The organism is Streptomyces akebiae (assembly GCF_019599145.1).
GTDB lineage: Bacteria > Actinomycetota > Actinomycetes > Streptomycetales > Streptomycetaceae > Streptomyces > Streptomyces akebiae.
Window position 1 is genome coordinate 4,043,857 of record NZ_CP080647.1, and the last position, 20,948, is coordinate 4,064,804.

Annotated in this window: 14 protein-coding genes; 9 read left to right on the forward strand and 5 right to left on the reverse strand. The window is 69.8% G+C overall.

Translation table 11 applies throughout. The annotated features are described in order from the left end of the window. Positions 1-127: 127 nt before the first annotated feature. The gene (locus K1J60_RS17270) at positions 128-325 is read right to left on the reverse strand and encodes a hypothetical protein (RefSeq protein ID WP_220646986.1); all 198 of its coding nucleotides are present in this window, start codon (positions 323-325) and stop codon (positions 128-130) included. A 96-nt stretch (positions 326-421) separates the two neighbouring features. Between K1J60_RS17270 and K1J60_RS17275 the strand changes: the two genes are divergently transcribed. Next, the gene (locus K1J60_RS17275) at positions 422-2,095 is read left to right on the forward strand and encodes an RNA ligase family protein (RefSeq protein WP_220646987.1); all 1,674 of its coding nucleotides are present in this window, start codon (positions 422-424) and stop codon (positions 2,093-2,095) included. Positions 2,096-2,114: 19 nt separating this feature from the next. Continuing rightward, on the forward strand, positions 2,115-4,982 hold the full coding sequence (locus K1J60_RS17280) for a poly(A) polymerase (protein WP_220646988.1): 2,868 nt from the start codon (positions 2,115-2,117) through the stop codon (positions 4,980-4,982). 15 nt (positions 4,983-4,997) lie between these two features. Here K1J60_RS17280 and K1J60_RS17285 read toward each other — a convergent pair whose 3' ends face one another. Further along, on the reverse strand, positions 4,998-5,828 hold the full coding sequence (locus K1J60_RS17285; RefSeq protein WP_220646989.1) for a hypothetical protein: 831 nt from the start codon (positions 5,826-5,828) through the stop codon (positions 4,998-5,000). A 145-nt stretch (positions 5,829-5,973) separates the two neighbouring features. Here K1J60_RS17285 and K1J60_RS17290 point away from each other — a divergent pair, with 145 nt between their 5' ends. The 3 genes from K1J60_RS17290 (at position 5,974) to K1J60_RS17300 (ending at position 13,395) form a co-directional block, all read left to right on the forward strand. After that, a complete protein-coding gene (locus tag K1J60_RS17290) occupies positions 5,974-7,968 on the forward strand; it encodes an ATP-binding protein (protein ID WP_220646990.1) in 1,995 nt (664 codons plus the stop codon). A 254-nt stretch (positions 7,969-8,222) separates the two neighbouring features. Continuing rightward, on the forward strand, positions 8,223-13,130 hold the full coding sequence (locus tag K1J60_RS17295; RefSeq protein WP_220646991.1) for a DEAD/DEAH box helicase: 4,908 nt from the start codon (positions 8,223-8,225) through the stop codon (positions 13,128-13,130). Between the two features lie 85 nt (positions 13,131-13,215). Next, a complete protein-coding gene (locus tag K1J60_RS17300) occupies positions 13,216-13,395 on the forward strand; it encodes a DUF2191 domain-containing protein (RefSeq protein ID WP_220646992.1) in 180 nt (59 codons plus the stop codon). 31 nt (positions 13,396-13,426) lie between these two features. On the opposite strand, the gene K1J60_RS17305 is transcribed toward K1J60_RS17300, so the two are convergent. Both K1J60_RS17305 and K1J60_RS17310 read right to left on the reverse strand, forming a co-directional pair. Continuing rightward, on the reverse strand, positions 13,427-13,636 hold the full coding sequence (locus K1J60_RS17305) for a DUF397 domain-containing protein (protein WP_220646993.1): 210 nt from the start codon (positions 13,634-13,636) through the stop codon (positions 13,427-13,429). Next, positions 13,633-14,496: a helix-turn-helix domain-containing protein gene (locus K1J60_RS17310; RefSeq protein WP_220646994.1), complete on the reverse strand. Its 864-nt coding sequence runs from the start codon at positions 14,494-14,496 to the stop codon at positions 13,633-13,635. Before K1J60_RS17310 ends, K1J60_RS17305 begins: the two co-directional genes overlap by 4 nt. A gap of 146 nt (positions 14,497-14,642) precedes the next feature. On the opposite strand from K1J60_RS17310, the gene K1J60_RS17315 reads away from it, so the two are divergent. Together K1J60_RS17315 and K1J60_RS17320 are read left to right on the forward strand one after the other, a co-directional pair. Further along, positions 14,643-15,080 (forward strand): ATP-binding protein, encoded by a 438-nt coding sequence (locus K1J60_RS17315; RefSeq protein ID WP_221524330.1) that lies wholly within the window; start codon positions 14,643-14,645, stop codon positions 15,078-15,080. A 144-nt stretch (positions 15,081-15,224) separates the two neighbouring features. Then, positions 15,225-18,767 carry an nSTAND1 domain-containing NTPase gene (locus K1J60_RS17320; RefSeq protein ID WP_220646995.1) on the forward strand — a complete coding sequence of 1,181 codons (3,543 nt, stop codon included), beginning with the start codon at positions 15,225-15,227 and terminating at the stop codon, positions 18,765-18,767. A gap of 9 nt (positions 18,768-18,776) precedes the next feature. Here K1J60_RS17320 and K1J60_RS17325 read toward each other — a convergent pair whose 3' ends face one another. After that, the gene (locus K1J60_RS17325) at positions 18,777-19,076 is read right to left on the reverse strand and encodes an NIPSNAP family protein (protein ID WP_093789479.1); all 300 of its coding nucleotides are present in this window, start codon (positions 19,074-19,076) and stop codon (positions 18,777-18,779) included. 323 nt (positions 19,077-19,399) lie between these two features. On the opposite strand from K1J60_RS17325, the gene K1J60_RS17330 reads away from it, so the two are divergent. Both K1J60_RS17330 and K1J60_RS17335 read left to right on the forward strand, forming a co-directional pair. Then, complete coding sequence (locus K1J60_RS17330; RefSeq protein ID WP_220646996.1) at positions 19,400-20,299, forward strand: helix-turn-helix domain-containing protein; 900 nt, start codon at positions 19,400-19,402, stop codon at positions 20,297-20,299. 49 nt (positions 20,300-20,348) lie between these two features. Next, positions 20,349-20,948 carry a Uma2 family endonuclease gene (locus tag K1J60_RS17335; protein WP_220646997.1) on the forward strand — a complete coding sequence of 200 codons (600 nt, stop codon included), beginning with the start codon at positions 20,349-20,351 and terminating at the stop codon, positions 20,946-20,948.

The window sequence follows — 20,948 nt, forward strand, 5'->3', positions numbered from 1 at the left end:
TCGCTTCCGGTCCTCCCGGCGGGAGGCGCGCAGCATCAACACTCGACCGAGCAACCCCGCTAGTCTGCCATACGGCGCAGCGCCTCCGCCAATCGAGCCGGAGAGATTACCCCGAGAGTGACACAGGTCAAACCCGGGTGCCGCGGCCACCGTCCGGAGAGCGGCCGGGGGCCTCGCTCGGACCGGCGTCGTCCCCGGTGTCGGGGAACACGAGCCCGGCCCCGCCCCTGATCGCTCCCAGACACCCCAGCCCCAGTGCCGGCCGCAGCGTCACCGTGAGCACCACCATGATCGAGGTGAGCCCGGCACCCGCTCTGGGCTGCATACCCGGACCCCAAGCCGCGCGTAATCCGCTCGCCCGCCCGCGAGCCGCGCTCCTACGCTGATCAGGTAAGTCGGCTGTCACGGGGGAACGCCCATCATGCGCACGCACTATCCGCGGACCAGGCATCTGCCCTGGTCCCCCGGCGCGACCGCCGACGATCTGCGGGTCACCGACCTGTCGGGCCTGCGCGGCCGGGAGGTCGTCGTGACCGAGAAACTCGACGGCGAGAACACCACGCTGTACGCGGACGGCCTGCACGCCCGCTCACTCGACTCCGCGCACCACCCCTCCCGCACCTGGGTCAAGGCGCTCCAGGCACGGATCGGCCACGCCGTCCCGGCGGGCTGGCGGGTGTGCGGCGAGAACATGTTCGCGCGCCACTCCCTCGCGTACGACGACCTGGACAGCTGGTTCTACGGCTTCTCGGTGTGGGACGCGGACGGGCGCTGCCTGGGCTGGGACCGCACGGTGGAGCTGCTGCGCGGGCTCGGCGTCCCCGTGCCGCGCGTGCTGTGGCGGGGCGTGTTCGACGAGAAGGCGCTGCGCGCCCTGCGACTGGACCTCGGGCGGCAGGAGGGGTACGTCGTCCGGGTCATGGACGGTTTCGCCGCGGACGAGTTCGGCGCGCGGGTCGCCAAGTGGGTGCGGGCCGGGCACGTGCGAACGGACACCCACTGGATGCACGCGGCCGTGGTGGAGAACGGGCTGGGGGCGCGGGCGCCCCTGTGGGCCGTGCGCTCCGGCGCGCCGGCGGACGCCGAGGCGCTGGCGGAGGCCGTCGGCCTGCCCGGCGAGGGGGACCGGGAAGCCGTGGCCCGCTTCGCCCCGGAGGGGCGGACCGGGGACGAGCGGCTCGTCGGCGTCCTGGCCGCGCTGTTGCACGAGCACGCCCCGGGCGGCCGTCGGGCCCGGGTCGCCGCCCGACTGGCCGGGGCGGTGGGGATGCCGCTCGCGCGGCGGGTGGCCGACCTCGTGGGGCTGCACACCGCGCTGCACCGGCCGTATCCCGACGAGGACCGCCGGACCGGTCTGGCCCGGCTGTCCCTGGCCGCCGATCTCGGTCTGCTGCACGCGGTCGCCCGCGCCACGGCGGCGACGGACGAGGCGCGCGAGCAGGTGGAGTGGTCCGCGCTGCACGCCGAGGAGGTGCGGGGCCTCGACGAGGGGGCCTTGGCGGAGGCGTTCGCCGAGCTGCCGGCCGACGCGGCGGTCCGGTGCCGGGCCGAGGCGCGGGAGGCGTACGCACGGGGGCGCGTGATAGACGCGGCGGGGGCCGTCGCGGCCACCTGGCGGTGGCGGTCGGGGGCCTTCCCGAGGCTGATCCAGCTGGTCGGCCCGGCGGGCAGCGGCAAGAGCACGTTCGCGCGGGGGCTCGCGGGCGTGGACACGTATGTATCACTGGACGACCTGCGCGCCGCGCGCGGCGCACGCGCCGACCAGCGGGCCAACGCCGATGTACTGCGCGCCGGGCTCGACCGGCTGGACGCGGCGCTCGCCGCCGGCGGGACGACGGTGTGGGACGCCACCTCCCTCACACACCAGCAGCGCTCACTGGTGCACGCGGTCGCCCACCGCCGCAACGCCCTGATCACCCACGCCGTGGTCCTGGTCGACGAGGACGAGCTGGTCCGCCGCAACGGCCGCCGCGAGCACCCCGTGCCGCCGGACGTGCTCACGGCACAGCTGCGCCGCTTCACCCCGCCGTATCCGGGCGACGCCCACCGCACCTGGTACATCGGTGCGAGCGGGACCATAGAGGACGAGATCTGAGGGAGAGGTCCGAGGAACCGTGCGGACGAGCGAGGAGATCTACCACCGGGTGCGCTGGGACGCGCGCTTCGACCCGGCCCGCTTCGTGCTCGGCGTGCTCCAGCGGAACGCCGCCCCCAAGCGGGTCCCGCTGCCCGCGTTCGTGCCCGGCGGCGAGATCCCGTGGCACCGGGTGCTGTTCTTCGAGGCGGACGGCGAGCTGGTCTGGGACCGGGCCACGGGGACGGACCGGATCGACGCGACGGACGCGGGGCGCGTACGGGAGGCTCGTCTGCTCCGAGCGCCGTTCTTCACGGCGCGCACGCCGTACGCGTGGGACGGAGAGGACTGGGCCCCCGCGCGCTCACCGGGCAGCGCCGCCGCGGGAGCCGTACGCGTACTGACCTGGAACACCCTCTGGGACCGCTACGACGCCGACCTCATCGACAGCGCCCGCCGCAGGCCGCTGCTGCTGCGGGCGCTGCGTGCGGCCGACGTGGACGTGATCGCGTTGCAGGAGGTCGAGGCGGAGCTGCTGGCCATGCTGTTGCGCGAACCCTGGGTACGGGACGGCTGGACCCTGGGGACGGATCCGCGCGGGCGGGACGTGGACGAGTGCGGCCTGCTCCTCCTGAGCCGGTTGCCGGTCCGCGAGGCCGCGTTCCACGCGCTGGGCCCGCACAAAGCGGTGACCGCCGTGGTCGTGGAAGCGGGCGCACGCCCCCTCGTCGTGGCGGCGACGCATCTGAGCAGTGACCACTCCACCGACGGGGCGGGCCGCCGCGCCACCGAACTGGCCCGTGTCGCCGAGGGGTTGGCGGGGCTGGACGCCGACCTGCTGTTGCTGGGCGACTTCAACGACGGCGGTGCCACCCCGCAGACGAGCCTGGGCATGCGGGACGCGTGGAGCGAGACGCACGGCGCCGCCGACGCGACCCCGACCTTCGACCCGGGGGCGAACCCCCTGGCCGCGATCTCGTCCCTGTCGGGGCGGGCGTCCCGCCTGGACCGGGTCCTGCTGCGCGGGGAGGGGCTGCGGGTGGCACGGGCCGAGCTCTACGGGGACGCGCCGACGCCGGAGGGGCTGTACATCTCGGACCACTACGGGGTGCGGGCGGAGGTGGCCCCGGCCGGCCCGGACACGGACACCCCCGCGAGCCTCGACGTCCGTCCGACGGCGCGTACGGCACTGGCCTGGCTGCCTCCCGAGGAGCTGTGGCCGCCGCTGCAGGACATCCGCCGGGAGCACGACCCGCAGATCCACCGCTGGCCCCCGCATGTGAACGTCCTCTTCGGCTTCGTACCGGAACACGCTTTCGAGGACGCGGCCTCGGCTCTCGCGGGGGCCACGACGGCTCCGTTCGACGTCCGGCTGGAGGGCGTGCACTGGTTCGGCCACCGGGACGACGCGACGGTGTGGCTCGACCCGGCGGCGGACGGGGAGGGGCCCTGGGCCGAGCTGCACAGCACCCTCGTACGACGCTTCCCGCGCTGTCGTGGCCGGCACGAGGGCTTCACCCCGCATCTGAGCCTGGGCCGCACCACCGACCCGAACGCGCTGGCCGCCGCCTGCGCGGCCCGCCTCACGCCCCTGTCGGCCAGGGTCGGCGAGCTGGCGCTGCTGTCGCGGCGTGGGGACGAGCCGATGCGGGTGCGGGGGACGGTGGCCCTGGGTACGGGGGAGGTGCGGTGGCGGGAGGAGCCGACGCCGTACGGGGCGGACGGGGACGGCGAGGACAGCGGCGCCGACCTCGCCGTGGCGAACCGGGTCACGCGCCTCGTGGCGGACGCGTTCCCTGACGGTGTCGTGCACGTCGTCGGCTCCCGGCGGATGGGCTGCGCGCTGCCCGGCGCGGATCTGGACCTGGTGGCGGCGCTGCCCGGGTCGGTCGAAGTCGCCTCCGTACAGGAGAAGTTGACCGAGGCCCTGCCCGAGGCGGTCGGCATGCGCGAAGTGGTCGGCGCCCGTGTGCCCGGCCTCCGGATGCGGCTGTACGGACTGGACGTGGACCTGGTCGTCGTGGCGACCGGCGCGATGGATCCCGTCGAGGCGGTGGCGCGGCGGGCCGAGTTGGGCGAGGCGGCGGCGATCGCGCTCAGCGCGGTGAGCGACGCGGAGGCGGTGCTCGTGTCGGTGGGCGACGCGGAGGCGGTGCTCGTGTCGGTGGGCGACGCGGAGGCCGTGCTCGCGTCGGTGGGCGACCGTGGTGCGGCCTTCACGCGACTGGCCAGGCAGGTCAAGGCATGGGCGAGGGCGAGGGGCCTGGACTCGGCACCGTTCGGCGGGCTGCCGGGCCTGGCGTGGTCCGTGCTGGCGGCCCGCACGGCGGCGCGATCGGCCGATCTGCCACCGGCCGACCTCCTCCGGAACTTCTTCGCGACGTGGGCGGCGTGGGACTGGCGAGAGCCGGTGGGTGAGCTGGACGGAGTTCCCGCCGGGCCCCTCACGGTCGCGACCCCGTCCGCCCCGGTCCGTTCCTGCACGGAGCAGGTCACGGAGGGCATGCGCGACCTCGTGGCACAAGAGCTGTTCCGCGCCTGGGAGTTGCTGGAGGAGGGCGGCTCGTTCCCCGACCTCCTCGCCCCTCCCCCGCTCCACCGCCGCCACGCCGCCTGGGCGATCGTGACGGTGGGTTCGGGCGGGGACGGGAGCCGGGACGAGGGCGCGGACGAGGGCCGGGTCCGGGGCAGGATGCGGGCCCTGATCACGGACCTCGCCGAACTGGCCCCCGACTGCCACGCCTGGCCCCGCCCTTTCACCACGGCCCCCGCCCGCTACGCCGTCGGCCTGGGGCAGACCCCGCCGACCGCCGCCGCGCTGACCGCCGTGGCGGAACGCCGACTACGCGGTCTGGCGGGGGTCACGCTCACCCGGGCCGAGGGCGGCGAGGTGCCGACCCTGTACTGAGGGGGATCCGGGCGGTCAGCGCACGTCGACGTAGTCCGACGCGCCGGTGGCGACGCCGGTCGTGCTGTTCCCGTAGTACACCCAGCGGTACGAGCCGTCGGCGGAGGCCGTGACCGAGGTCTTCAGCGCCCCCGTGCTGCTGGTGGTGGCCTTCTTGACCGTCTTGAAGGTGTCGGTGCCCTTGGCCTTGAACTGGAGGCTCACGGTACGGCCGCCGTAGCCGTCGTACTTCTTCGTGCTCCAGTTCGCCCGGGTCAGCTTGCCCGTGACGGTGATCTTCTTGCCCTTGGTGACCGGCTCGGGGGTGGCGTTGACGGTCGCCTTGGCAGCGCGCTTGAGCTGGACGGTCTTGGACCGCTTCTCGATCTCCCCGGCCTTGAGAGCCCCGCTGGCCTTGAACAGACGGAGCGAGACGGCGACCTTCCACGTGGTGGCGTCGCTGTTGGAGTCGACGTGCTCCTGGCTCGGGTGCGGGTCGATGTAGAGGTTGCCCTCGCAGTGAGCGTGCCTGGAGTCGCTTGCGTAGCAGGTGTAGCCGCCCGGTCCGATGTAGTTCTCCCCGGTGTCGGCGGCCTTCTTCAAATCGCCCCGGTAGAGGAACGGGTACGCGTGCCAGCTGCCCGCCGTGCCCTCGACGCTGTACCCGGCCGGCAGCGCCAGGTTGAACGTCATGGGCGGCTCCACCTCCTTCGACGTGCCGACCACGATCGGCTTGCCGTGATTGATGACGATGTCCGACACGGTGATACCGGTGTCCGCCGCCTGAGCCGCCGGCGCGTTCAGCACCGAGAGCCCGAGCGCCCCCACGAGCGTGGCCACCGCGACGGTTCGTCTGCCTGTCTTCATTCACACCTCTTCGAATGGATGTCCGTACGAGAGGCGGCAGAGTACCAAGAGTGATCGCGCGGCGATTCCACACGTCAAACCCACCGGAGAGGGCAGACTTTGCCTTCGATCAGGCAGGTATGACAGAACCGGAGAAACCGACGTCATGGTGAAGGTGCGGCTGGAGACCAGTCGGGAACACGTCGCCGAGCTGGCGCGGCTGCGCGATCCGATCGGCGCGGTCGAGGAGCTGATCTGGAATAGCGTCGACGCCGATGCCGGGCACGTGGTCGTCACGCTGGAGCGCAACGACCTGGGTGGCGTGGACCGGGTCAGGGTCCAGGACGACGGCAGCGGGATGTCGGCCGAGCACTGCGAGGAGTACTTCCGGCCGATCGGCGCCTCCTGGAAGAAGCGCGCGCAGGGCAGCCCGGTAAAGAAGCGCGCTCTGCACGGCAAGAACGGGCGCGGCCGGGTGCGTGCCTTCGCCCTCGGTACCCAGGTGCGCTGGACCAGCGTCAGCGACGCGCTCGGGGGCCGACAGCAGCTGGTGATAGAGGCGGACCGGCGCTCGATGGACGAGTTCGACATCGGCGATCCGGAACCCACCGACGATCCGACCGGCACGCTCTTCGAGGCGTTCGGCGGGGACGAACAGTTGGACATCCTCGCGGACGACCGGGCCCACTCATCGCTCACCACGGCCTTCGCCACGTACCTGGAGAAGTACCCGGACGTCCGGATCGAGTACGACGGCCAGAACCTCGACCCGGCCGCCGAACAGTCGCACGTCAGCGACTACGACCTGCCTTCCCCCGCCGCTCGGAGCGGCCGGAGCGGCGACCTCGCGCGTCTGAAGGTGGTCGAGTGGCGCAAGCCCGTCACCCGCGCGCTCTTCCTGTGCGACGGCGAGGGCATGTCGCGAGCGCAGCTCAAGCCGGGCATCCAGGCCCCGGGCTTCGAGTTCACGGCGCATCTCAGCTGGTCCGGCTTCGACGACATCGACTCCGAAGACCTCGCCTTCACCGACTGGGCGCCGCACGGACCGCTGGCCGAAGTCCTCACGACGGCCCGTGACCGGCTCAAGGCTCACTTCCGCGCACGCGTGGACGAACGACGACGGGAACAGGTCGCGCAATGGCGCAGGGAAGGCATCTACCCGTACGCGGGGCAACCCGCCGACGCACGCGAACGCACCGAGCGCGAGACGTTCGACGCGGTGGCCACGACCGTCTTCCGTCACCTGCCCAAGTCCACCGGAACGCGCAGGACCACGTTCGCCCTGCTTCGGTCCGTGCTCGCTCACGAGCCCTCGGACGTCCTGCGCATCGCCGAGGAGCTGTTCAGCCTTTCCAAGCAGGAACGGGAGCAGCTCAATCGACTCCTCGACCGCACTCCCTTGTCGGCTCTGCTCAAGGCCTCCACGGCCGCGACCAGTCGGCTGGACTTCCTGGCGGCTCTGGAGCACCTCGTCTTCGACCCCCACGCCAAGAACCGCGTGAAGGAGCGCTCCGAACTCCACCGAATCCTGGAGAACGAGTGCTGGATCTTCGGCGAGGAGTACGGCCTGCATGTGAGCGATCGAAGCCTCACCGAGGTTCTGCGGAAGCACTGCCACCTGCTGGGCCGCGAGAAGCCGGCGGGCCCTCCCGTGCTCCGGCCCGACGGGCGCCAGGGGATTGTCGACCTCATGCTGTCGAGAGCGTCCCGGCATCGACATGACGAACGGCACCACCTGGTGGTCGAACTCAAACGCCCCGGCCTCACCCTGGGATCGGGCGAGTTCGAGCAGCTCAGCAGCTACGCACAGGCCGTCCGGAAGGACGACCGGTTCCGGGACACCCGCACCACATGGGACTTCTGGCTGGTCGGAAACGACATGACGGACACGCTGCGCGAGCTGTCCCACCAGCCCCACAATCCCCCCGGATGCGCCCTGAACCAGCCGACGTACCGGATCTGGGTCCGCACCTGGGGCGAACTCGTCCAGGACTGCGAGACTCGGCTCCGCTTCTACGGGCAACAACTGGAGTACCAGTCCTCCACCGAACACGCCATGGACTACCTGGTCCGCAACCACGGCGACGCGGTGGCGGAACTGGTTGCCGACGGGACAGTTCCGGGCCCTCGGAGTACCGGCGTCGCCGAGGTCACACAGTGACGGTCTGACCGGCCACGAACAGTAAGGGCATGGTGACGCTGGGGAAAATATCGTTGTCGAGGTGCTCTGTGACGATCGTCGCGGCAACGGCGTCGGCGACGCCGAGCACAGAGGTTCCCCCCGTCGTCCGTTCCCCTCTTGTCAGTGCGCCGGACTACTGTGCTGGGAAGTCGGCCTAGCCGGCCTTCCAGACGCCTTCGGGTCATACCGGGCTGAGCAGAGAGCGAGCCTCCGTGTCCACCACCGTGCATGACGTGCTTCGGGTGATTCGCGAGAAGTCGAGGACCAATCGAGAAATCGGTACCGCCTTCGAGCGACTCATGGTGCGCTTTCTCAGTACGGACCCGGTGTGGAGCGAGCAGTTCAGCCGGGTGTGGATGTACAGCGAGTGGCCAGGCGCGGCCGGTAACCAGAAGGATCTGGGTATCGATCTGGTGGCCCAGGAGCGGGAGACCGGCGCCCTCTGGGCGATCCAGTGCAAGTGCTACGAACCGGATCACACGGTCCAGAAGCCTGACATCGACTCCTTCTTCACCGCCTCCGGACAGGGCGGCTTCACCCGCCGTCTGATCATCTCGACCACGGACAGATGGGGGCCGAACGCCGAGGCGGCAATGTACAACCAGCAGATCCCCGTGCAGCGGCTCGGTCTGTCGGAGATCGCCGCGAGCCGGGTGGAGTGGCGACTGCCCGCGAGCGGCGAAGCAGGCGGGGTGGAGCTCACCCTGCGGGGCAAGAAGTCTCCCCGCCCGCATCAGCGTGAGGCCATCGACGCGGTGTTCCAGGGCTTCGCGGAGCACGAGCGCGGCAAGCTGATCATGGCCTGCGGCACCGGGAAGACGTTCACGGGCCTGAAAATCGTGGAGCGGTTGGCGGCCGAGCGGGCCGCCGGCGGACTGGGCGAGCACACCCGGGTCCTCTTCCTCGTGCCCTCCATCGCGCTGCTGTCGCAGACCCTGCGGGAGTGGAGGTCGGAAGCCGAGACCCCGCTGCGGGCCTTCGCGGTCTGCTCTGACGCCAAGGTCTCCCGGGGCCGGGTCGACGCCGACGACCTGGACATGGCCACGCATGACCTGGCGCTGCCCGCCACCACGGACCCCGCCCGCCTGCTCGCCCAGGTCGAGGGCGATGGGACCGAGCCACCCGCCGGTCCCGGCCTGACGGTGGTCTTCTCCACCTACCAGTCGATCGGCACGATCGCCAAGGCGCAGGAGATGGGACTCGACGCCTTCGACCTGATTCTGTGCGACGAGGCGCACCGGACCACGGGCGTCACGCTCGCGGGTCACGACGAGTCGAACTTCGTCCGGGTCCATGACAACGACGTCGTACGTGCCACCCGCCGCCTCTACATGACGGCGACCCCGAGGATCTACAACGAGGACACCAAGGCGGACGCCAAGGACGCCTCCGCCGTCCTGGCCTCGATGGACGACGAGAGCCTGTACGGCCCGGAGTTCCACCGTCTCGGCTTCGGCAAGGCCGTCGAACAGGGCCTGCTCACCGACTATCGGGTACTCATCCTCACCGTCGACCAGGACGTGGTCGCCAAGTCCTACCAGCAGGGTCTGGCGGCCGGCGGCCCCGAGCTGAACCTCGACGACGCCGCCAAGATCATCGGCTGTTGGAACGGCCTGGCGAAGCGCACCGGCACGTTCGGCGACGGCACCCACTTCGAGCCCGGCGAGGAGCCGATGCGCCGGGCGGTCGCCTTCGCCCGCTCCATCAAGGACTCCCAGGCCGTCGCCAACCACTTCAACGAGATCGTCTCCTCGTACCAGGACGCGGACGACGAGCTGCTGAACTGCGATGTCCAGCACATCGACGGCACGTTCAACACACTCCGCCGCAATGACCTCCTCGACTGGCTCAAGCAGGACCCGGGCCCGAACAACGCCCGCATCCTGTCCAACGCCCGCTGCCTGTCCGAGGGCGTCGACGTCCCGAACCTGGACGCGGTCCTCTTCCTCCAGCCGCGCAACTCCGTCGTCGACGTCGTGCAGTCCGTCGGCCGCGTGATGCGCCTGGCACCGGACAAGCGCTACGGCTACATCATCCTGCCCGTCGCCGTCCCCGCCGGGATGTCCCCGGAGGAGGCCCTGGCGGACAACCGCCGCTTCAAGACCGTCTGGCAGGTCCTCCAGGCCCTGCGCGCCCACGACGACCGTTTCAACGCGTCCGTCAACCAGATCGAGCTCAACAAGAAGGCCCCGAACACCATCGGCATCGGCACGATCGGCGCCGGGGACGAATCGGTCGGCGACCGGGACGGCAGCAGCACCCAGGAGAGCGCCCAGGCCAAGAAGGACAAGGAGCGGCAGTCCGCCCAGTACGTCCAGGACCGTCTGGAGTTCGACGAGGCGTGGCGCACGGCCATCTACGCCCGGATCGTCGACAAGGTCGGTGAGCGTACCTACTGGGAGCAGTGGGCCAAGGACATCGCACTGATCGCGGAGCGGCATGTCGCCCGCATCAGGGCGGGCCTGACGGTCCCCCACAAGGCGGCGGCCTTCAGTGAGTTCGTCGAGGAACTGCGCTCGAACATAAACCCCGGTGTCACCGACTCCGACGCCATCGACATGCTCGCCCAGCACCTCATCACCAAGCCGGTCTTCGACGCGCTGTTCCAGGACTACGCGTTCGCCGACCACAACCCCGTCTCACAGGCGATGCAACGGATGCTGGACGTCCTGGACGACGACACGATCTCGGCGGAGGCCAAGACCCTTGAGGGGTTCTACGAGTCGGTACGGGTGCGCGCGGAGGGCATCACCGACCACGAGGGCCGCCAGCGCGTCATCACGGAGCTGTACGAGAAGTTCTTCAAGACGGCGCTGCCCAAGACCGCGGACGCGCTCGGCATCGTCTACACACCGACCGAGGTCGTCGACTTCATCCTGCGCTCGGCCGACCAGGCGCTCGGACGGCATTTCGGCCGGTCGCTGTCCGACGAGGACGTACACGTACTCGATCCGTTCACGGGCACGGGCACGTTCGTGGTACGGCTCCTCCAGTCCGGCCTGATCAAGCAGGCGGACCTGCTGCGCAAGTACACGCGTGAACTGCACGCGAACGAGATCGTGCTGCTGGCGTACTACATCGCGGCGGTCAACATCGAGGCGGCGTTCCACGACCTGTACGCGGAGGCCGGGGCGGACGCGGCTGGCACCGGGGCCGACGCGTACGTGCCGTTCGAGGGCATCGTCCTGACGGACACGTTCCAACTCGCGGAGTCCGAGGAGGGGCGACTCTTCGGGGACGTGCTGTCGGGGAACAGCGAGCGGGCGCGGAAGCAGATGGGGCAGGACATCCGGGTCGTGCTGGGGAATCCGCCGTACTCGGTGGGGCAGGACAGCCAGAACGATGACAACCAGAACATCAAGTACGAGGCTCTGGACGGCCGTATCCAGGAGACCTACGCGGCCAGGTCGACAGCGAAGAACAAGAACTCCCTCTACGACTCCTACCTGCGTGCCTTCCGCTGGGCCTCGGACCGGATCAAGGACGAGGGCGTCGTGGCGTTCGTCTCCAACGGCGGCTACATCGACGGCAACACGGCGGACGGCGTCCGCAAGTCCCTGACGGACGAGTTCGACGCGGTGTACTGCTACAACCTGCGCGGCAACCAGCGAACGGCCGGTGAACTGTCCCGCAAGGAGGGCGGCAAGATCTTCGGTTCCGGCAGCCGCAACACCGTCGCCGTGATCGTCCTGGTCAAGGGCGGCCGCACGGATGCGCCGCGCGGGCTGTTCTACCGGGACATCGGGGACTACCGCAGCCGCGAGGAGAAGCTCGGCCTCATCGCCGGGCAGAGCCTGGAGACGGTGGAGTGGGAGCGGATCACACCGAACGCGGACGGTGACTGGATCAACCAGAGGGATGAGCGGTTCGCGACGTTTGCTCCTATCAGCGAGACCGCCGCTCGGGGCGGAGCCATCTTCGCGCTTCACTCAGCCGGGCTCCAGACCAATCGCGACCCCTGGGTTTACAACTTCTCCGAGCAGCGGCTCCGCGAGAACGTTGAGTCGATGGTGGACTTCTACAACGAGCAGGTGACTGGTTTTCAAGAGCACTGCAAGGTTTCAGGCGTTACGCAGCCTCAAGTCGCCGACGCGGATCGCTACATCGACCGCGATGCGGAACGAATCAGCTGGTCGTCGAGCCTGATCTCGAAGCTGGCGCAGGGCAAACGTGTGGAGTACTCCCCGGAACGCGTCACCACGGGCCTGTATCGCCCCTTCAGCCGCCAGGCAGTGTATTTCGACCGGGACCTCAACCATCGCCCCGGCAAGATGCCGCAGCTATTCCCGACACCGGATCACGAGAACTTCGGCTTCTACAACGTCGGCAATGGATCGGCGGTCCCCTTCTCGGTGCTCATGCTGGATAGCATCCCCGACCTGCACGTCACAGGCGCAGGCAGTGCCGGCCAGTTCTTCGCCCGCTACACCTACCGCGAGCTCGCCGTAGAAGGCGGTTTCGACTTCGGCGACGAAGACGGCGGCGGCGCCGCCTACGAGCGCATCGACAACATCACGAGCGCCACCCTCGCCGCGTATCGCAAGACGTACGCGGACACGGCCCCCGACCTGACGACGGACGACATCTTCTTCTACGTCTACGGCCTCCTCCACTCCCCCGCCTACCGCGAGGCCTACGCCGCCGACCTGAAGAAGTCCCTGCCGCGTATCCCGAAGGTGCGCGCCTTCCGGGCGTTCGCCGAGGCCGGCCGCCAGCTCTCCGAGCTGCACATCAACTACGAGTCCGCGAAGCCCTTCGGCGGCATCGTGAGGACGCTCACCCACACCCGTCCGGACATGCCCCAGGACGAGCTGTTGCGGGTGACGAAGATGAAGATCCCGAAGGTGAAGGGTGTCCAGGACCGGACGCGGATCGTCTACAACAACCACGTCACGCTGGAGAACATCCCGGAGGAGGCGTACGAGTACCAGCTCGGCGCCCGTTCGGCGATCGAGTGGATCATCGACCGGTACCAGGTGAAGACCGACCCGAAGTCCGGCATCGTCAACGACCCCAACGACTGGTCCGACGACCCGGAGTACATCGTCAAGCTGCTCATGCGCGTCGTGACGGTGAGCCTCGCGACCATCGAGATCGTCAAGCACCTCCCGCCGCTCGACATCATCGAAGACGCTGCCTGACTCGACGAGAACGCGTCCCGTGCCGACAACGCTCCGGCACGGGACGCCTCCGACACACGGTTACGCCCACCGCGTGGAGGCCCCCATGAACCGCACTCTGATCGACATCGACGACGCGTTGCCGGCCTTCGCCCAGCAGCGGCTGGACACCAGGACCAAGCGAGACACCATCAACCGAGCCCGTGCGTTGCACTGGCTTCAGGCCAATGCTGACGGCTTCCTCGACTTCGAGGTATTCGAAGCCAGGGAGCGGGCAGGGCGGTGACATACCTCGCCGACACCGCAGCCGTGCGCCGTCAGCTCCCGGCCGCGTACGGCACGAAGTGCGCCCAGGCGGATGGGGTGAGGGTGAGCTGAGGGAGGCGTATGTCTTTGGAGTCGCGGATGTGGACGGTGCCGAGGGCCGTGGCAATCTCGACGCAGGACTCGCCGTCGTTGCCGCTGCTGTAACTGCTCTTGAACCACGCCAGCTCGGAGGCGTCCCCGGCAGTGGTCTTGCGGATCATGTTTCTCCCAGCAGTTGCTCGACGAAGGCCAGCGACTCCCCCGGAGAGAGCGCCTGAGCCCGGATGGTGCCATACCGCAGTTCAAGGATGCGCAGATGCCTAGGCTCAGAGGTCGGTCGGCCATTGAACGCGCCGTCGGAGCGGCCCACAGCCGTACCGTCCGCGAATTTCAACAGCTCGATCCGACCATCTAGACCGGAGTGGGTGTCACTACTCATCGGCATCACCTGAAGCACGACGTTGTGCAACCGTCCCACCTCCAGCAGTCGTTCAAGCTGCTGACGCCACACCATTGTGCCTCCGATGGGTCGCCTCAGAGCACCCTCTTCCAGGACGAAACTGACCGCTGGAGCCGGCGAGCGCTCGAAGACCGATTGCCGGGCCATCCGAGCTGCCACCATGCGTGCCACGTCGTCCGGTGAGTACGGCGGCTGAGCGGCACCGATAACAGCCCTCGCATGCTCCGGCGTCTGCAACAGCCCGTTGATGCTGTTGCACTCGTAGACCCCGATCTCAACCGCCTGCCCCTCCAGCTTCCCCAGTTCCCGCACCTTCTTCGGGTACCGGACCTTCTTCACGTCCTCCCACGTCGCCGAGACAAGCCCGCCCGCCTCCAACACCTCGTCGGACTTGTCCAGATACTCCTGCCGGGGAATCCGCTTCCCGGCCTCGATCTTGTAGACCAGGTCCTCGCCGTACCCGATCGCCACCGCGAAGTCCGCCACCCGCATGCCGACGGCCTCACGCCTCAGCTTCAACTGACGCCCCACGGTCTCGACGACCGCGACGCCCCAGTCGTCGTCCGGGTCCACCTCCCAACCCGGCTCGTCCGTAGCGTCCTTGAGCCCGTCCACACTCATCGCGCACCCCTCCGCCGTACCGCCGTGACGTAACGCCCCTTACCCGTACGCCGGTTCCGGACAGGCTGGACAGCGCCGGACAAGCCCTGGACAGTAACCGTACGTACCGGCGTAGTCACTGTTCACACTAGGCGCGCACCGCCACGCTGAGTGACGTGAATCCGGAAACCGTCGCCCCCGACACCGAACTCGTCAGCCCCCTCCGCAACTTCAGCGTCCGGCTGTCACCCACACCTCGCGGAGCCCGCCTCGCCCGCCTCCTCGCCACCGAGCAACTGCGCGCGTGGGAGCTGCCCTTGCACCCGGCGGACCACCTGGTCGCCGAGCTGGCGGCCAACGCGGCGACGCACGGACGGGTCCGGGGTCGTGACTTCGATCTGACGATGTACGTCATCGGCGTCACCCTCCGCATCGAGGTGACGGACACCCGCCCCGAACGGCTGCCCCACCCCGAACCCCCCTCCCCCGAAGCCGAGTCCGGCCGAGGCCTCCTTCTCGTCGAGGCTCTCGCCGACCGCTGGGGAGTGACCGAGGGACGGCCGCCGCGCAAGACCGTATGGGCCGAGGTGAAGCTCGCACCCTGAGTCGAACGCCTGGTGATGGCCGAAACCCGTACGCGCCGTTGAACACCGCCGCGGACCCCCAGAAGATGGTCATGAACGGGTGGCGCGATGCCGGTCCTTCGAGACCGGTACGACGGGGGTGGGCGGTACTCGATGAGGAACCGTATGCAGGTCGTGCTCCAGGTCCTGCTGGCGCTGGTCGCCTGCTTGCTCGGGATCGCCACCAACTACGCGACCAGTACCGACAACGCTCCCTGGGCGCTGGAGGCCATTCGGCGCTTCTCCGTTCCGGCCATCGGCGTACTGATCCTGGCGCTTGTGGTCGGGCAGGTCGTCGCCCACCGGCTGGAGAATCCCGCACCACCCCGGATCGAGTGGCCGCGTGACAGGGTTCCCTACCCGGGGCTCGACGCGTTCGACGAGGACGAGGCGGCCGTCTTCTTCGGCCGCGAGGCGCAGGCGGCCGAACTGACACGTCGGCTGCATGCCACTGCCGCCAGCCCGGCGGAACGGTTTCTGGTGCTGGTCGGGGCCTCCGGAAGCGGAAAGTCCTCGCTGGTCCGAGCCGGGGTGATGCCCCGGCTTCGGCAACGCCGTTGGACCGTCGTGCCGGCCTTCGCCCCGGGCGCCGGCCCGCTGGGCGCCCTCGCCGGGGCGCTGGCGGCTGCCTCGGAGGGACAGGAACCGGCGAGCGCCGTGCTGCGCAGGCTTCGCCTGGGGCCGGACGCGCTGCGAGCCGAGTTGGCGCGGCTGCGTGGTGGGCGGTTCCGGCGGATACTCCTCGTGGTCGACCAGTTCGAGGAGGTCGTCACCCTGGCGGGCGAGCGGGAACGAGCCCAGTTCCTGGAAGCGCTTCGCAACTGTGTGGACCAGGACCCGGCGGTTCGGGTCCTGGTCACCCTCCGTGTGGATCTGCTCGGCAGGCTCCTCGGCACGGGGCAAGCAGAGCTGCTCCAACATCCCATCGCCATCGGAACTCTGGGCCGGGCCCAGCTCGTCGAAGCCGTTGAGCGACCCGGCGCCCTCGTCGGGCTCCGCTTCGAGTCCGGTGTCGTCGACTCGATCGTCGGCGAGACCGGGACGGACGACGCGCTTCCGCTGCTCGCCTATCTCCTACAGGAGTTGTTCTTCGCCGCTGGCCCCGGCGGGACGGTGACCGAGGAGCTGTACCAGCGGCTCGGCGGAGTGCCCGGCGCGCTCGCGCGCCAGGCGGACAACACCGTGACCGGGCTCGGTGCGGGCCTGGGCATCGACTCCGTCCTCCGGGTCCTGCTCAAGTTCGTCACCGTCGAGGGCCAGGACGTGGCCCGTCGCCATGTGCCGTTGTCCGAACTCGACGAACGGGAACGCCATGTCGTCGATGCCTTCGTCGAGGCCCGGTTGCTGCGCACCGATGCCACGGGCGGCGGTTCCGCGACCGGCGGCGAGCCGTTCGCGCAGGTCACCCACGAGGCGCTGTTCCGCCAGTGGGCCCCGTTGCGGCAGGAGGTCGAGGCCCGGGCCGAACGCCTCCGTGAGCGCGCCGAGCTGGAGCGGTGGGCGGCCGACTGGGAGCGGGCCGGACGAAGTGACGACTATCTCCTCACCGGGGAACGTCTCACCGCGGCCCGGCGCTGGCTCGAAGCGCTGGAGGAATCCGGGCAGGCGTCCTCAGCCGCCCGCGCGCTCGTCGAGTCCTCGCAGCGCCGTGACCTGACTTTCCTGAGCAGGATCTCCGACAGCATCGGCCGTCAGGTTCTGCTCAGCGCCCAGAGCGAACCGGAGCGTTCCCTGCTGCTCTCGCTCGCCGCGCTGGACGAGTGCGCACCCACGCCCTCTGCCAGGCGTGGGCTGATGGCGGCGCTGGCGGCGAGTCACCTCCGCTCGCGGCTCGACGGGCACACGGACACCGTTCGGCACATCGCCTGGTCCCCGGACGGCCGCATGCTGGCCACGGCCTCCAGGGACGGCACCGGCCGCGTCTACGACGCGCTCTCCGGACGCCCGTTGCTGGTTCTGCCGTGCGACGGCGTCATGGTCGAGTCCGTCGCCTGGTCACCGGACTCGGCAAGACTGGCCACCGTCGGCCGTGACCGAGTCGTCCGTATCTGGGACGCCGCTTCGGGGGATCCGGTCGGGCTGCTCACCGGTGCCGAAGACGTCAGCAGACAGGTGGCCTGGTCGCCGGACGGCAGACTTGTCGCCGCAAGTTCCAAGGACCGGGTCGTACGGGTCTGGGATGCCGATACCGGGCGGCTCGCGCACGAACTGCGTGGGCACTGCGAAGACGTCTGGGGCGTGGCGTGGTCACCGGACGGCAGCCGCCTCGCCTCCGCCTCCCACGATCAGAGCGCGATCGTCTGGGACCTGGCGACAGGGGAGGCGGTCACCACGCTCACCGGGCACTCGGACTTCGTCGAGGGCATCGCCTGGTCGCCGGACGGGCGGCACATCGCCACCGGCTCCGGGGACCACACCGCCCGCATCTGGGATGCCGGGACCGGCGAACTGCGCCTGTTGCTGCGCGGACACGCCGACTACGTCTGGAACCTGGCCTGGTCGCCGGACGGCCGCATGCTGGCCAGTGCCTCTTCCGATCGCACAGTGCGCATCGTGGACACGGCGGACGCCAAGGTCCTGGCCGTGCTGCGTGGCCACGCCGACACGGTGTGGGGCGTCACCTGGGCACCCTGCGGGACCGCGCTCGCCACCAGCTCCAGCGACGGCACCGGCATGGTGTGGGACCTGCGTCCGCGTGGTGCCGAGACCGTCATGGCCGACGGACACCGGCGCCCGGTGAACCAGGCTGCCTGGTCCGGTGACGGCAGCCGTTTCGCCACGGCCTCGGACGACGGCACCGTGCGGGTGTGGGACTCGGACACCGGCGTCGCGGCCGGACCGGTGACCGAGGTGACCGACCGGGTCTGGGCCGTCGCCTGGGCTCCGCGGGGCGAACGGCTCGCGTTCGGCACCAACAACGGCCTGTTCCGGATTGTCGACGGACACGGCGGCACACTGTTCGAACGACAGGGCGAGGTCGTCGAGGGGTGCGCATGGTCCCCGGACGGCGGCCGGATCGCCACCGGTGGTCACGACGGCGCCGTGTGTGTCCTGTCCGCACGCGATGGCACCCAGCTGCTGAAACTGACGGAACACCAGGACTGGGTGGGGCGCTTGGCCTGGTCGCCGAGCGGGCGGCGGCTCGCCAGCAGTTCTGACGACCGTACGTGCCGACTCTGGGACATCGAGGAGGGGCGTCAGTTCACCGTGTTGCGCGGCCACGAGAACTACGTCGAGGACGTGGCCTGGTCACCGGACGAGACGAGGGTCGCCACCGCTTCCGCCGATTGGACGGCCGCCGTGTGGGATGTCGCCACCGGACGGCGCATCGACGTGCTCAAGGGGCACGAGGGGCGGCTTCGCGCCGTCGCCTGGTCACCCGATGGCCGGCACATCGCCACGGGCTCCGACGACCGCACCGTACGGGTCTGGTCCGCCTCCACCCTCAAGGAAATCGCCGTAGTCGGCGTGCACCAGGACAAGGTGACCTCCGTGTCCTGGTCCCCGGACGGTGCACGCCTGCTCACAGCATCGGCCGACGGGACAGCGCGGGTGTGGCGGGCGGAGCCGGACTACGACGGGCTGGAGGCGACCGCCCGGAGAAGGGTCTTCCGCACCCTCACGCACGAGGAACGGCGGCAGCATCTGCTGTCGCTCGACCCCGTGTGACGTCGTGCATCAGTAGACCTGTTCGATGGTGAGCTCGTCGTCGCCGACAAGGTAGTCGTCCGGGTTCAGGCCCATGGCCTTGCGCTCGGGCGACGACCAGTACAGAGCGTTGCGCTCGGCGAAGGTCTCCGGACCGTCGTACGAGATGAGCCAGATGAACCGGTTGCTCTCACGATCCACCCAAGCTCCACCGATCGTGAACCCCAACTCCAGTCGCAACGGCACGATTTCGCTCCGCCAACGCTGCACCCACTCGTCGAGCAGACCGTCCCGGACGGTGTACGTGCGCAGTTTCGTGGTCTTCGGCATGGCAGACATCCTCTCCGAGCCGTGAGGTGCGTGTACTACCGGAACCCGGAAATGTGCGCTTCGGTGCGGCGGGCGGCTACCCCTCAAAGGACCCGGGAGAGAAAGAACCCCACCAAACCCCACCCCTCCTCCCGCCCGGCGGGCGGTCTCACCCTCGCGGGTGAACATCGCCGACTCGGCTGGATTTCGGGCCGGTTGATGCCCTTACGCTCAGCGCAGCAGGACACCGCAACCGCACAACAACCGCAGATATACGACGGCCCCCGCCGGGACGGCAATCCCAGTGCGAGGGCCTGACCACCAAGGAAGAGAAGACCTTCCCGATGGATACGCAGAACCCTAGCGCGCCCTCGCGCGCCCAGGCCCGGCTTGCCGACAACAAACACCCGAACCGGCGCCCGGCCCCCCGCTCCGGCGGCGGCCTGATCCACGAGCACACCCGCCACACGACCCGCTTCACGGTGATCGGCAACCACCTCGCCCAGCACCCGGAGCTGTCGCTCCTCGCGATCGGGCTGGCGACGCACATCCAGTCGCTGCCGAAGGGCGCCCGCGTCGACATCAAGAGCCTCGCGGCCCGCTTCAAGGAGGGCGCGACCCGGATCGCCGCAGCGCTGAACGAGTTGCAGGACCACGGCTACCTGCGCCGGGAGCGCGTACGTATCCCCGGCGGCCGGATCGTCACCCGTACGACCTCCTGCAACCAGCCCGGCCACAACAGGGCCGACAACAAGCCCGTGGCACGCCCGGCGCACCCGCCCCGGCAGAAGCAGAAGGCACCCCGCAAGCCCCTCCCCGCCGTCCCCCAGCCCGCCTACCGCTCCCCCACCCTCCTCCAGACCGCCACCGATCTTCTCGCCGACCTGCGTCGCGTGGACCCCCGGCTGCTGCTCTCCGCCTGCGACGCCGCGCACCTCGCCCCGGGCGTCGCCGCCTGGCTGGAGCGGGACCTCACCCCCACCGCCGTACGCCACGCCCTGACCGACGATCTCCCGAACGAGCCGCTGCACCGCCCGGCCGCCCTCCTGGCCCACCGGCTCACGGAACGGCTGCCACCCCTGCCGCCGTACCGCGCCCCGGCGTCACCTCCTCCCGTTCACTACGAGATGACGAACTGCGACGGCTGCGACCGCGGCTTCCGAGGCCCGAAGGGCAGCCGCTGCCGCGACTGCGGGCCCGACCCCATGCCCGGCCTGATGCCCGGCCTCATGGGGGCCACCTAGCATGAACGTGACGATCCTTGCCCACGGGCCCAGACGAGGAGCGAGCGCCATGACCATCGCCCCGGACGACGCGCAGCACGGCGCCCCCCACGTCTACCGAGCCATGCGGGACTTCGTTCAGTCGATGGACGACACCCTCCCCGGCAAATTCGAGATCACCAAGGAAGGGATCGTCCACGACATGAGGGCGCCCGTCGGCCCGCACGAGCTGACCACGCTGCATCTCCGGAAACGCCTTGAGAAGGTCATGCCGGAGGAGCTGGTCGCTCACACGGGGACGCCTGACGTAGAGGCAGAACCCGAGGGCATCATGCGCCACCCCGACGTCATGGTGATCTCCTGGTCGGACATGGAGGTCCCGGGCTCCTTCGATCCACGTACGCTCATCGCCGCGATCGAAGTCGTGTCCCGCTCCAACCCCGAGAACGACTGGGTCGGCAAGATGCGCGACTACCCCCTGCTCGGCATCCCCGTCTACGCCGTCTTCGACCCCCGCACCGGCACGGGCGCCGTCCTCACCGACATCCACGCCACCCCGGACGGCCCGCGCTACGCCACCCGCAAGGACTTCGTCTACGGCGAGGACGTCACCATCGCCGACTGGACCGTCTCCACGGAGAACCTGCCCCGCTACCCGGACCAGGGCTGA

Bases quoted from the DNA above. Each gene is read 5' to 3' on its own strand.
- K1J60_RS17310 (WP_220646994.1), bottom strand. From the start codon at position 14,496: ATGAGTGTGGACGGGCTCAAGGACGCTACGGACGAGCCGGGTTGGGAG.
- K1J60_RS17335 (WP_220646997.1), top strand. From the start codon at position 20,349: ATGACCATCGCCCCGGACGACGCGCAGCACGGCGCCCCCCACGTCTAC.
- K1J60_RS17285 (WP_220646989.1), bottom strand. From the start codon at position 5,828: ATGAAGACAGGCAGACGAACCGTCGCGGTGGCCACGCTCGTGGGGGCG.
- K1J60_RS17330 (WP_220646996.1), top strand. From the start codon at position 19,400: ATGGATACGCAGAACCCTAGCGCGCCCTCGCGCGCCCAGGCCCGGCTT.
- K1J60_RS17270 (WP_220646986.1), bottom strand. From the start codon at position 325: ATGCAGCCCAGAGCGGGTGCCGGGCTCACCTCGATCATGGTGGTGCTC.
- K1J60_RS17320 (WP_220646995.1), top strand. From the start codon at position 15,225: ATGCAGGTCGTGCTCCAGGTCCTGCTGGCGCTGGTCGCCTGCTTGCTC.
- K1J60_RS17305 (WP_220646993.1), bottom strand. From the start codon at position 13,636: ATGATCCGCAAGACCACTGCCGGGGACGCCTCCGAGCTGGCGTGGTTC.
- K1J60_RS17290 (WP_220646990.1), top strand. From the start codon at position 5,974: ATGGTGAAGGTGCGGCTGGAGACCAGTCGGGAACACGTCGCCGAGCTG.
- K1J60_RS17325 (WP_093789479.1), bottom strand. From the start codon at position 19,076: ATGCCGAAGACCACGAAACTGCGCACGTACACCGTCCGGGACGGTCTG.
- K1J60_RS17300 (WP_220646992.1), top strand. From the start codon at position 13,216: ATGAACCGCACTCTGATCGACATCGACGACGCGTTGCCGGCCTTCGCC.
- K1J60_RS17275 (WP_220646987.1), top strand. From the start codon at position 422: ATGCGCACGCACTATCCGCGGACCAGGCATCTGCCCTGGTCCCCCGGC.